The sequence below is a fragment of the Streptomyces sp. NPDC002574 genome, assembly GCF_042889545.1.
Taxonomy (GTDB): domain Bacteria; phylum Actinomycetota; class Actinomycetes; order Streptomycetales; family Streptomycetaceae; genus Actinacidiphila.
Map to the genome: position 1 here is coordinate 74,165 of NZ_JBIARB010000017.1, position 12,139 is coordinate 86,303.

10 protein-coding genes are annotated in these 12,139 nt (G+C 70.9%); 4 read left to right on the forward strand and 6 right to left on the reverse strand.

What is annotated here, in order from left to right; translation table 11 throughout:
• The first annotated feature begins 6 nt into the window (after window positions 1–6).
• The gene (locus tag ACFYXS_RS33710; protein WP_389255200.1) at window positions 7–1,035 is read left to right on the forward strand and encodes a LacI family DNA-binding transcriptional regulator; all 1,029 of its coding nucleotides are present in this window, start codon (window positions 7–9) and stop codon (window positions 1,033–1,035) included.
• A 102-nt stretch (window positions 1,036–1,137) separates the two neighbouring features.
• On the opposite strand, the gene ACFYXS_RS33715 is transcribed toward ACFYXS_RS33710, so the two are convergent.
• Window positions 1,138–1,611 carry a carboxymuconolactone decarboxylase family protein gene (locus tag ACFYXS_RS33715; protein WP_389255202.1) on the reverse strand — a complete coding sequence of 158 codons (474 nt, stop codon included), beginning with the start codon at window positions 1,609–1,611 and terminating at the stop codon, window positions 1,138–1,140.
• Window positions 1,612–1,781: 170 nt separating this feature from the next.
• Between ACFYXS_RS33715 and ACFYXS_RS33720 the strand changes: the two genes are divergently transcribed.
• Both ACFYXS_RS33720 and ACFYXS_RS33725 read left to right on the forward strand, forming a co-directional pair.
• Complete coding sequence (locus ACFYXS_RS33720; RefSeq protein ID WP_389255204.1) at window positions 1,782–2,234, forward strand: MarR family winged helix-turn-helix transcriptional regulator; 453 nt, start codon at window positions 1,782–1,784, stop codon at window positions 2,232–2,234.
• A gap of 143 nt (window positions 2,235–2,377) precedes the next feature.
• Entirely contained in the window at window positions 2,378–3,433 is a 1,056-nt protein-coding gene (locus ACFYXS_RS33725) for an alpha/beta fold hydrolase (RefSeq protein ID WP_389255206.1), read from the forward strand.
• An 18-nt stretch (window positions 3,434–3,451) separates the two neighbouring features.
• Here the strand turns inward: ACFYXS_RS33725 and ACFYXS_RS33730 are convergent, their stop codons facing one another.
• Both ACFYXS_RS33730 and ACFYXS_RS33735 read right to left on the reverse strand, forming a co-directional pair.
• Window positions 3,452–4,426 (reverse strand): alpha/beta hydrolase, encoded by a 975-nt coding sequence (locus tag ACFYXS_RS33730; protein WP_389255208.1) that lies wholly within the window; start codon window positions 4,424–4,426, stop codon window positions 3,452–3,454.
• Between the two features lie 63 nt (window positions 4,427–4,489).
• On the reverse strand, window positions 4,490–4,807 hold the full coding sequence (locus ACFYXS_RS33735; RefSeq protein ID WP_389255210.1) for a putative quinol monooxygenase: 318 nt from the start codon (window positions 4,805–4,807) through the stop codon (window positions 4,490–4,492).
• A gap of 199 nt (window positions 4,808–5,006) precedes the next feature.
• Here ACFYXS_RS33735 and ACFYXS_RS33740 point away from each other — a divergent pair, with 199 nt between their 5' ends.
• Complete coding sequence (locus ACFYXS_RS33740; protein WP_389255212.1) at window positions 5,007–5,912, forward strand: AraC family transcriptional regulator N-terminal domain-containing protein; 906 nt, start codon at window positions 5,007–5,009, stop codon at window positions 5,910–5,912.
• A 69-nt stretch (window positions 5,913–5,981) separates the two neighbouring features.
• Here ACFYXS_RS33740 and ACFYXS_RS33745 read toward each other — a convergent pair whose 3' ends face one another.
• The 3 genes from ACFYXS_RS33745 to ACFYXS_RS33755 all read right to left on the reverse strand — a co-directional run bounded on the left by ACFYXS_RS33745 (window position 5,982) and on the right by ACFYXS_RS33755 (window position 12,074).
• The gene (locus tag ACFYXS_RS33745) at window positions 5,982–9,386 is read right to left on the reverse strand and encodes a S8 family serine peptidase (RefSeq protein WP_389255214.1); all 3,405 of its coding nucleotides are present in this window, start codon (window positions 9,384–9,386) and stop codon (window positions 5,982–5,984) included.
• A gap of 369 nt (window positions 9,387–9,755) precedes the next feature.
• Window positions 9,756–10,583: an alpha/beta fold hydrolase gene (locus ACFYXS_RS33750; RefSeq protein ID WP_389255216.1), complete on the reverse strand. Its 828-nt coding sequence runs from the start codon at window positions 10,581–10,583 to the stop codon at window positions 9,756–9,758.
• A 168-nt stretch (window positions 10,584–10,751) separates the two neighbouring features.
• Window positions 10,752–12,074, reverse strand: coding sequence for an epoxide hydrolase family protein (locus ACFYXS_RS33755; protein ID WP_389255218.1), 1,323 nt, complete (start codon window positions 12,072–12,074; stop codon window positions 10,752–10,754).
• Window positions 12,075–12,139 lie beyond the last annotated feature (65 nt).

Here is a 12,139-nt window from a genome sequence, read left to right on the forward strand (position 1 = left end):
TGGTTTATGGCAGCGACCCGCAGACCGACCCTCGCCGATGTGGCCCGCGAGGTGGGCGTGAGCGCCAAGACGGTCTCCCGGGTCCTCAACGAGGACGGCCCCAGTTCCGCGGAGACCAGGAAGCGGGTACTGGAGGCCGTCGCCAAACTCGGTTTCCAGCCCAACCTGATGGCCAGGAGCATCCGGGTCGGCGGACCGGACACCACCGTGGGCCTGGTGGTGCCGGACGTGGGCAACCCCTTCTTCGGGGCCGTGGCGGGCGGCATCGAGGACGCCGTGCACACCCGCGGGCTGACCCTGCTCATGGGGTCCTCCGACGACGACCCGGAGCGCGAACTCGCCCTGATCCAGACGTTCCTGGCCCGCCGGGTGAGCGTGCTCATGGTGGCTCCCGCCGTCGGGGCCGACCACAGCTACCTCAAGGCGCAGCGGTCCGGCGGCATGCCCATCGTCTTCCTCGACCGGCCCGGGAACGGCCTCACCGCCGACACGGTCGTCAGCTCCAACCGCTCGGGCACGCAGGAGGGTGTGGCGCATCTGATCGCCCGAGGCCACCGCAGGATCGGCTTCATCGGCGACCTGCCGGCCCGGCTCTACACGCGCCGCGAACGGCTCGCCGGCTACCGCGCGGCGCTCACGGAAGCGGGCCTGCCGTACGACCGCGCCCTGGTCGCCGACGCCCACGACCCGTCGGGCGCGGCCGAGGCGACGGCCCGGCTGCTCTCGCTGCCCGACCCGCCCACGGCGGTGCTGTCCGGCAACAACGTCATGACCATCGGGGTCATGGTCGAACTCTCGCGCAGCCGCCGCAAGGACGTCGCCGTCGTCGCCTTCGACGACGTTCCCATGGCCGCGATCCTCGAACCCGCGCTCACCGTCGTGGCGCAGAACCCCGTGGCGATGGGGGAGGTGGCGGGTGCCACCGCCGTTGAACGTCTGGAGGGCGACCGCTCCCGCGCCCGTACGATCATGGTCGAGACGCGTCTCGTGGCCCGGGGCTCCGGCGAGCTTCCCGCGCCGCGGCGCCCGGAGTGAACACGGGCGCGCTCAGGGAGGATCCGCCTGTCCGTCTCCGGGCCATGGCCGGGGGAATGGCCCGAAGACGGACGTTCCGCCCCGTGGGGCGGAGCTGGGTGATCAGCCGAACATGCCCGGCTTGTAGTCGCCGGCGGGCTGCTGGTTGATGACGTTGATGCGGTTGTAGGCGTTGATGACCGCGATCAGCCCGATCAGGGCGACGAGCTGGTCCTCGTCGTAGTACTTGGTGGCGTTGGCCCACGCCTCGTCGCTGACGCCGCCGGCCGCGTCGGCGATGCGGGTGGCCTGCTCGGTGACCTCGAGCGCGGCGCGCTCGGCGTCGGTGAAGACGGTGGCCTCGCGCCAGGCGGCGACCAGGTTGAGGCGCACGGAGGTCTCGCCCGCGGCGGTGGCCTCCTTGGTGTGCATGTCGGTGCAGAAACCGCAGCCGTTGATCTGGCTGGCGCGGATCTTCACCAGTTCCTGCGTCGCGTGCGGCAGCGCGGAGTCCGCCGCCACCATGCCGGCCGAGTTGATGTGCTTGAGGAACTTGCCCGCGGTCGGGTTACCGAAGAAATTGAGGCGCGCTTCCATACTGCTCTCCTGTGCCGTGCGAACGGGATACGCAGCTCTGACCGCACAGCGGGGCGGAATGTGACAGCGGCCCGAATGTGACGCGCGTCTCACCGGCCGCCCGTGGCGCCCCCTCCCGCGCATGTGCGAGCACATGCGCGTATCATGGTGGGGCGGCATTGGAGGACGTCATGATCCCTGCGTGGAAGAACCTCGGTGACCCGTGCAACAACCTGGCACTGCGCAAGGCGTCCCGGTACCTGGGTGCGACGTACGACAAGGCCCTGGCCCCGGTCGGTCTTCGCGGGACGCAGCTCACCATCCTGCAGAAGCTCAGCGCGCACGGGGAGACGACGATCACCCGTCTCGCCGACATGATCGCCATGGACCGCACGACCATGGCCTCCAACCTCAAGCCGCTCGCGCGGGAGGGACTGGTGACCGTCGAGACCTCGCAGGCCGACCGACGCGTCCGCGTCGTCACGATCACGGCGGACGGTGTGTCCCGCCTGAAGGCGGCGCTGCCCCTCTGGCGGGCCGTGCAGGACCGGTTCGAGGCGACGTTCGGGGTCGAGGAGGCCGCCCGATTGCGTGCGTCCCTCGAAGCCGTCCTCGACACCGGTTTCCAGCCCTGGGCCGAGTGAGGCGCGACCTCCCCCCGAGGCCGCCGCACCGGCCGCGGGTTGGGCCGAGGGGCTGACCTTCCCGCGTTCGGCGCCACGGACCGTGCTCCACCGGGCATGAACCCCCGCGTGGTTCCACCGCCGGCACCCCGGGAAGGCCGAGGATGATCGACAGGCGCAGCTTCGGCAGAATCGCCGGTTCGGGAACGGCAGGCGTGGTCCTGGCCGGTCTGTCGACCGCGTGCTCGACCCCCCGGTCCGCCGCGAGCAAGGCCCCGCCGCCCGCCCCCGCGGGCGGCAAGGAATCCCCCGGCACCGCGGCCTCGTTCGGCCCGTTGAAGCAGATCACCGCGGGTGTGCTGAGTATCGGCTACGCCGAGGACGGGCCGGCCGATGGCCCTGCCGTCATCCTTCTGCACGGCTGGCCGTACGACATCCACAGCTACGTGGGCGTCGCCCCCCTGCTGGCGGCGAAGGGCTACCGGGTCGTCGTGCCCTACCTGCGGGGGCACGGGACGACGCGGTTCCTCGACCCTTCCACCCCGCGCGCGCCGCAGCAGTCGGCGTTCGCCCTGGACATCGTCGCGCTGATGGACGCCCTGGGGATCAAGAGGGCGATCCTCGGCGGCTACGACTGGGGGTCGAGGACCGCCGACATCATCGCGGCGCTGTGGCCGGAACGGGTCAAGGGACTGGTCTCCGTGACCGGGTACCTGATCACCAACCGGAAGGCCAATCAGCAGCCGCTGCCGCCGAAAAGCGAATGGGCGTGGTGGTACCAGTACTACTTCGCCACGGAGCGCGGCCGGCTCGGACTGGAACGCGACCGGCGGGACCTCGCCCGGCTGGTGTGGACGTTCAACTCCCCGACCTGGGCCTTCGACGACGCCACCTTCGAGCGCACCGCGGCGGCCTTCGACAATCCGGACTACGTCGCCATGGTGATCGGCAACTACCGCTGGCGGCTCGGCCTGGTCGAGGGCGATCCACGGTACGACGCACTCGAGGCGCGGCTGGCGCGCGCACCCCTGATCACCGTCCCCACCGTCACCCTCGACGGCGCCGTGGATCCCTTCACACCGCCGGGCAACGGCTCCTCCTACCGCGCGAAGTTCACCGGCCCGTACGCGCACCGCACCCTGGACGGCATCGGTCACAACGTCCCGCAGGAAGCCCCCGCGGCCTTCGCGCGGGCGGTGCGGGACGTCGACCGCATGTGACGCCCGCGGGCCCGGGGACTACGGCGCCGGGTCCGGCGCGGGTGTGAGGACGCGGCCCAGCCAGTCGGTACGGGTGCGGCGCGCGCCGGCCGAGAGCCGCGCGTCGGGGAACAGCGCGTCGAATCCGTGGAAGCCACCGGCCCAGACGTGCAGTTCGGCCTGGCCGCCCGCCGCCCAGATGCGGGAGGCGTGACCGACGGCCTCGTCGCGGAAGACCTCGGCGGAGCCGGCGTCGATGTAGGCGGCCGGCAGGCCGGACAGGTCGTCGGCCAGGGCGGGGGAGACGTACGCGGGGACGTCGTCGCCGGCGAGGTCACCGAGGACGGACTGCCAGGCGAACGCATTGGTCTCGCGCGTCCACACGCCCGGTTCGCCGGAGTACTGGTGGCTCGAGACGGTGGTGTTGCGGTGGTCGAGCATGGGGCAGATCAGGATCTGGGCGGCGACGGCGGGGGTGCCGCGGTCGCGTGCCAGGAGGGCGAGCGCGGCGGTGAGCCCGCCGCCGGCACTGGCGCCCGCGATGACGATGCGGTCGGGGGCGATGCCCAGTTCGTCGGCGTGTTCGGCCACCCACAGCAGCCCGTGGTAGCAGTCGTCGACCGCGGTGGTGCCGGTGGACTCCGGTGCGAGCCGGTAGTCGACGGAGACCACGACGGCCCCGAACCGGTCGAGCCACTCCAGCGGGATGTCGATCTGCGCGAACCGGTCGCCCATGATCATTCCTCCGCCGTGCATCCAGAACACGCACGGCGCCGGAGTGGTGCGGTCGGTGGCCGCGGGGGTGAGCACGGACAGCGGGATCCGCGCGCCGTCGGGGCCGGGGACGGCCACGTCACGCCGGGTGAGCGCATGGCCGGCGAGCAGGGATTCGACCGGAGGCGACGGCATCTCGCGCAGTTGCGCGAGGAGTTCCGGCGTCAGCTCCGTGACGAGCGGCAGCGGGGCGAGGAGGGTGCGCAGCTCGGGGTCGAGGCCGGGGCGTGCGGGGGACATGGTCGGGTCCTTTCGGTGAGCGGGGGGCGAGTGACGGCGGGACGGTCTGCGGGACTCGCGGGCTCAGAAGGCGGCCTTGCCGCCGACCGGGACGTAGTCGGTGTACGGCGATCCCTCCGCCACCAGTTCCTGGACCTGCGCCACGATGGCCCGCGCGGCCACGCCGGCGAAGACCCGGTGGTGGTCGTCCTCGCTCGTCCAGCCCTCGGTGACGTGGACGACGTCGCGGTCGGAGGCCGAACGGCAGACGAGGTACACCAGGCAGTGTTCGCTCGCGGCGGGGTTGCCCTCCTCCAGCGCGGTCAGCAGCAGGTCGACCAGCCGGTCACCCATCGCGGGCCGGGCGGTCAGCGTGGCGTTGAATCCGTAGCCGACGGTCATGGCGGTGCTCCTCTTTCGACAGGGTGCGTGCATGTCTGTTCCTCTCCTGACGGGAGATTCCGCACTCTTCCGCCGGGGAGTCACTGATCCCATTTCACCGCGACGACGTGCGGTAACGGTAGAAAGAAGTTCCCCCGTGCTTGCCTGATCCTCCCGTTCACAGGAATTCTTGACGGGTGACTGTGCTGCAATGGGGGCCATGGGATTCGATGAGCTCCGTGCCCTGCTGGCCCGGCATGTGCGCGAGGACGCCACCACCGACATCGCCGGTCTGCACATCGCGAGGGCCGACCGCGTCGGGCCGCCGACGACGTCGATGTCCGGCACGGTGCTCGCGGTCCTGGCGCAGGGCGCCAAACGCCTGGCGCTGGGGGACCGGCTGTACGAGTACCGTCCCGGCACGTACTTCGTCGCCTCGGTCGACCTCCCCGTCACCGGCCACTTCACCGAGATCGGCCCCGACCACCCGGCTCTGGGACTCGCCCTCGCCCTCGAACCGACCGCCATCGCCGAACTCCTCCTGCGCGCCGGCCCCGGCGACCTCCCGCGCCCGGCCCCGGCCGCCCCGCCCGGCATCGCCGTGGGGGAGATGTCCCCGGAGCTGCTCGACGCCCTGATCCGGCTGGTGCGGCTGCTCGACCGGCCGCGGGACCGGGGGGTACTGGCCCCGCTCGTCACCCGCGAGATCCTGTGGCGGCTGATCACCGCGGACCAGGGGGGCGTCGTGCGCCAACTCGGCCTGGCCGACAGCAGTCTCAGCCACATCGCGCGCGCCGTGCGGTGGATCCGCGAGCACTACGCGGAGCCGTTCCGCGTCGAGGACCTGGCCCGGCGGACCGGTATGAGCACCTCGGCCTTCTACCGCAACTTCCAGTCGGTGGCCGCGATGAGCCCCATTCAGTTCCAGAAGCAGATCAGGCTCCAGGAGGCCCGTCTGCTGCTGGCCGCCCACCCCCACGACATCACCGGGGTGGGCCACCGCGTCGGCTACGACAGCCCCTCGCAGTTCAGCCGTGAGTACCGCCGCCGGTTCGGCGTACCGCCCAGCCAGGACGCCGCCCACCTGCACGGCCGTACCGGCACCGCGGCCACGGTCCTGCCCTGAACGCCCGGCGGCCCCCGCCGACGGCTGGGAAGCCGTCGGCGGGGGCCGCTGAACCGCCGCGGGGTCCCGCTACTTCTTGCGGGTCACCGGGAAGGAGCGGATGACGGTCTCGTCGACCGCGTTGCCCGCCGTGTCCTTGGCGGTGAGGCGGACGGACGCGTAGCCACCGGCCTTGGGGGTGGTCAGGGTGACCAGGCCGAAGTCGCCCAGCCGCGTGACCGGGAGGGTCTTCCAGGTCTTGCCGTCGTCGAAGGAGACCCGCACGCCCAGGGACGTGGTGGCCGCCTTGCCGCCGCGTTCGGCGGTGACGACGTAGACGTAGGTGCGGCCGCCGACGACGCCGCCGGAGGTGTTCAACGGGCCGTTGAGCCGGGCGTTGATCAGCTGCTGCTGGGTCATCGTCGTGGTGGTCGGCCGCTGGGAGGTGAAGGTCCAGGTGGCCGAGGCCCTGCTGCCCAGGGTCGACCAGCCCACCGAGCGGCTGCCGGAGGACTTCAGGGTGTAGGTGGACTTCTCGTACGGAACGGAGGTCTGCAGCTGGCCCAGGGAGTCCAGCGACGCGACCTCCACCCCGTTGCGGTACAGGGTCGAGGAGCCCGTGGTGCCCCGTGCCTCGCCGGAGTAGGTCGCCGTGTCCGCGGCGGCCGAGGAGAACAGGCCGGGGGTGAGGTAGAGCCGGTCCTCGAGGCGCAGGGCGTCCAGCGACCTCGCGCGCAGCGGGGCCTGGTTCCACAGCCGGGTGTAGGTCGCGTCCGGCCGGAACCGGGTGGTGTCCGCGAACTGGATCTCGTCGAAGCCGGCGGTGCCCTGGGCGCGCATGCCGAGCGTGCGGTCCCAGACGATCGCGTCGTCGTCGCTGTAGTAGCGGGTCTGCTTGCCGGGGACCGGGATCTGGTTGCCGTCCACGAAGGCGACCGCGCCGTAGGTCGGGACCGGGGTGTCGATCCGGACGCCGAGCGGCGTGCCGCCCTGGCCGGCGTAGGTCTCCTCGACCCGGCCGAGCGAGTGGTCCGAGAGCCTGCGGGTCAGGGTGGAGGGGATGGCCCCCTTGGTGTTGACGGCGAGGTTGTAGGCGTAGCTCGACGCCGGGCCGGTGCGGGTCGCCGGGATCGTGCCGGTCCACCGCTGGCTGGTGAGGAACCAGAACGCGTGGCTGGTGACCTTGGTGGTCGGCGTGGCGTAGATGCGGTCGCCGGGGAAGCCCATCACGAACTTCTGCGTGCCGTAGCGCCCGTCCGCGCTGACGGACGTGACGCTGGCGAAGATGCCCTCGTTCTCGGCCTGGCTCTTGTCGACGGTGAGGTCGACCTGCCGGGCGGTGCGGCCGTCGAGGTTCAGCGAGGTGTCGCCGTCGAGGTGGACACCCGGCCTGGAGAACAGCACCGAGGTGTGACCCACGGGGTCGAACTTGTTCGCGGAGATGTCGTACTCGCTCGCCGGCAGCTGCATCGACGCCTTGCCGTCGGCGTCGGTGATGACGCTGTACTGCAGGCCGGTCCGGACGTCGAAGGCGTTGACGTACGTGCCCTCGCCGACCGGCTTGCCGTCGAGGCCGAGGACGGTGAACGACAGCGCGTGGGTGAGCGGTTCGGCGTAGACGCCGAAGGCGTCGCGGACCGTGGTGGCGCCGTCGTCCGAGGTGGCGACGATCGAACCGCCGTAGGCGCCCGCCATCGTGGCGTCGACGGTGGCGGTGAGCGTGGCGGACGCGGTTCCGTGCGCCGGGACGGTCACGGTGTCGGCCGACAGGGCGAAGGCCCCGGCGGGCACGGCCCGGCCCCTGGGCCCGTTCGCGTCGACGGACAGGTGCAGTCGCACGTCGGTGGCGCCGTCGTTGGTCCAGGTGACGGTGCCGGTCCGCGTGACGCCCTGGTGCGGCCAGTCGGCCTTGCCGAGACTGATGCTGCCGGAGGTGGCGCGCACGGTCTGGGTGGCGGCGCGGGCGACGTCCAGCCGGCCGGTGCCCTGGTCGTACGCGGTCAGTCCGGGCAGGCCCTTGGCGGCGCTGGTCAGTGCGGACTTGAAGTCGGCCGCCTTCCAGTCCGGGTGCTCCTGGGCGAGCAGCGCCACCGCGCCGGTGACGTGCGGGGTCGCCATCGAGGTGCCGGACGCGGTGACGTACATGGTGCCGACCGGGTCGCCCAGCGTGGTGCCCGCGGCGCGGGCCGCGGTGATGTCCGAGCCGGGGGCGACGATGTCGGGCTTCACGGCGAAGTCGCCGATGCGCGGGCCGCGGCTGGAGAAGTCGCTGAGGGCGTCCTGCTTGGTGGTGCTGCCCACGGTGAGCGCGGAGTCGGCGATGCCGGGGCTGCCCACCGTGCCGCCGAAGTAGTCGGCCGCGGGGGCGCCCTCGTTGCCCGCCGCGATGACGAACAGCGTGCCGTTCTCGGCGGTCAGCTTCTCGACCGCCTCGGTGAGCGGGTCCGTCTGCGCGTACGGGGGCGAGCCCAGGCTGAGGTTGACGGCCTTCGCGCCGGCCTCCGACGCCCAGGTCATGCCGTTGATGACGGCGTCGTCGGGGCAGGAGCCGTCGTTGTCGCAGACCTTGCCCACCAGGAGCTTGGCGTCGGGGGCGACGCCCTTGTACGTGCCGTTGGAGGCGGCACCGGTGCCCGAGATGATGGACGCGGTGTGGGTGCCGTGGCCGTGCCCGTCCACCGCGGACCCGGAACCCGTGAAGTCCATGGTCTGGTCCGCGCCGGCCTTGTCCTTGAGGTCCGGGTGGGTGGGGTCCCAGCCGGTGTCGAGGTCGGCGACGGTGACACCCTTGCCGGTGATGTGCACACCGTGGGAGTCGACGCTGTCCCAGACCTTGGGAGCGCCGATGATGCCCGTGCTCTCGGCGAGGGCGACCCGGCTGCGGCCGTTGAGCCACAGTTCGTGCAGCGGGCCGCGCAGCCCCTGCGTACCGGTGACGAACTTCCAGAACGCGGCGGCGTCCCGCTTGGCCGGGGCGAAGCTGCCGCCGCCCAGCACGTCCAGGGTGCGGGTGATCCGGGCGCCGTGCTGCTGGACCGCGGCACGGGCGGTGGCGTACGCGCCGCTGCGGCTCGAGTAGATCAGCGGGAAGGTGCTCGTCCGGGCGTCGTCGTAGCCGGCGTTCAACTGCTCGGTGACGTCGAACAGGCGGGCGTCGAGCCTTCCGCCGGCCAGCAGGGCCTGCGCGTCCGACGGAACGACCGAGATGTGGTGCTCGGTTCCGTGCCACTCGTGCGACACCTGGAAACCGATGCCGGTGCGGCCGGGGCCACGCTGCACGCTCACCGCGGGTACGCCGCTGGCGCCTTGGACGACGGTCACCTTGTCACCGGTGATCAGCGTGACGGTCCGGATCGTCTTGACCCCGGCCGACGCCGTGCCGACGGCGGGTGCGGCCGCGGCGGGGCTCTGTGATGCCTGTGCGGCGCCGGGTACGGCGCCCGCGAGGAGGCCGGCCAGCGCGGGGATCAAGGCCCATCGGGCTTGTATTCGCATCTACGACTACCCTTGGCCGCCCGGGAGACCTGTAACACGGGCGGCGGACAGTGGGGCACCCGGCGGTTTCCGGGCACCCGGGAACAGGGCCGGGGCAGCCCTGCGACGGGGACGTCGGACGCCCCGCTCAGTTCGAACTCCGGACCTAGTCCTTGGTCACGAGGGATGAGGGAACCACACTCGATCAAGGTTGCATAGTGATCCGGCTTTGCATCGGAAAAATCGCGATCCCCGGTCCTTCGGGTCCGTACCGGAACCCATTCCGCCGATTGCGCCAACAAAGCTTCTCAATAGGGGAGTTCACGCGACGGCCGCCCGACATCCCGGGGGATGGTCGGGCGGCCGTGGTGGAACGGTCGCGGCGGCGGATCAGCCGCGGGCGAATTCCAGGAGGTCGGCGTTGAACCGGTCGGCGTACTCGGGGACCATCGCCAGTCCGTGCGGAGCGCCCGGGTAGACCTTGAACGTCGAATTCTTGACCAGTTTCGAGGATTTGTTGCCCGCTGCGACGATCGGCACGATCTGGTCGTCGTCGCCGTGCACGATCAGGGTCGGGACGTCGAACTTCTTGAGGTCCTCGGTCAGGTCGGTCTCGGAGAACGCCTTGACGCAGTCGTACGCGCTCTTGATGCCGACCTGCATCGACCACAGCCAGAACTCGTCGCGTGTGCCCTGGGAGACCGTCGAGCCCTCGCGGTTGGCGCCGTAGAAGGCCGCGCTGAGGTCCTCGTAGAACTGCGAGCGGTCCTTCGCCACGCCGGCCCGGATCTCGTCGAAGACCTCGATGGGCAGGCCCTCGGGGTTCGCCTCGGTCTTGAGCATCAGCGGCGGGATCGCGCTGAGCAGGACGGCCTTCGCGACCCGTCCGGTGCCGTGGCGGCCGATGTAGCGCGCCACCTCACCGCCGCCGGTGGAATGGCCGACGAGAATCGCGTCCCGCAGGTCCAGCGATTCGACCAGCGACGCCAGGTCGTCCGCGTAGGTGTCCAGGTCGTTCCCCGCCCAGGGCTGCCCGGAGCGCCCGCCCCCGCGACGGTCATGGGCGATGGCGCGGAAGCCGTTGTCCGCCATGAAATTCAGCTGGGGATCCCATGCGTCGGCGGTCAGCGGCCAGCCGTGGCTGAACACGACCGGCTGCCCCGTTCCCCAGTCCTTGTAGAAGATCTCGGTTCCGTCTTCTGTCGTGATGAAAGGCACGGCACGGCTCCTTCCGATCGCGCGACCGGCAGCGGACGTGCCGGGGACATCCGGAAGCGATCGCATTGAGCACGTCGGCTCGTCCACGCTACCCAAGAAGCGCAACATCGGCGCGTTGCGCGAATCCGGACGGGTGCCCCCTGCCGGGGTGTGGGCCGCGGCGCGGCCTCACTTTCCGGCGGCTCCCGGGTGACGCAGCGACTCGAACGCGGCGCGCAGCTCCCTGCTGAAGATGTCCGGTACTTCCCATGCGGCGAAGTGACCGCCTTTGGGAGCCTTGTTGAAATACATGAGATCGTGGTAGGCCTGCTTTGCCCAGCTCAGTGGCGCCCGGTAGATCTCGCCCGGGAACACCGTGATGGCGGCCGGCAGTGAGACCGACACCGCGTTGAAGTTGTTGGCGTTGTTCTCCCAGTAGAGGCGGGCGGAGGAGACCGCGGTGTTGGTGACCCAATAGAGCGTGATGTCGTCCAGCATCTCGTCCCTGGTCAGCTCACGTTCGGGGTGGCCGCCGCTGTCCGTCCACGCGGCGAACTTGTCGTACATCCAGGCTGCCAGTCCGGCCGGCGAGTCCGTCAGCCCGTATCCCTCGGTCTGAGGGCGGGTGACCATCATGGCGGAGTAGCCCGAGCCCGTTTTGTAGAAGGCGGCGAGTTCGTCGAACGCGGTCCTCTCGTCCACCGACAGACCGGCCGGGGCCGGGTCGCCGCAGGCGAGTGTCTTCGCGATGTCCGGCGGGACCGTGGCCGGGAAGTTGACGTGAATGCCGAGTAGTCCCGCGGGTCGCTGCACCGCCATCCGGTCCGAGATCACCGCGCCCCAGTCGCCGCCTTGCGAAACGTAGTGCCGGTATCCCAGGCGCTCCATCAGTACGGCCCAGGCGCGGGCGATGCGGTCGGGGCCCCAGCCCGTGGTCGTCGGCCTCTCGGAGAATCCGTAACCGGGCATGGACGGGATGACGAGATGAAAGGCGTCCTCCGCGCGTCCCCCGTGGGCCGTCGGGTCGCTGAGCGGGGCGATCACCTTGAGGAATTCCAGGACGGATCCCGGCCAGCCGTGGGTCAGGATCATCGGCAGCGCGTTCGCGTGGCGCGAGCGGATGTGCAGGAAGTGGATGTCGAGCCCGTCGATCTCCGTGAGGAACTGCGGCAGGGAATTGAGCTTCGCCTCGATCTTCCGCCAGTTGTAGGAGCTTCCCCAGTAGCGGGTGAGTTCCTGCATCGTCGCGAGCTGGACACCCTGGGACTGGTCGTGGACGGTCTCGCGATCGGGCCACCGGGTGGCGACGATGCGCCGGCGGAGTTCGTCGAGGTCCCGTTCCGGAATGTCGATGTGGAAGGGGCGGACGCTCGTGCTCCCGCTCGCGCCGGTCTTCTTGGCGACCGGCTTCCCGGAGAGCAGGCCGAAGGCCCCTGTGGTCGCCGCGGTCATCGCGGCGGCCGAGGCGAGGAGCACCTTCCGCCGGGAATGCCAGTGGGGAATTTCAGGCACGACAGATCTCCTTGGGCCGATCCGTGCATTTCCTGCGGCGACCAAGAGGGCCGAATTCTTGAGGT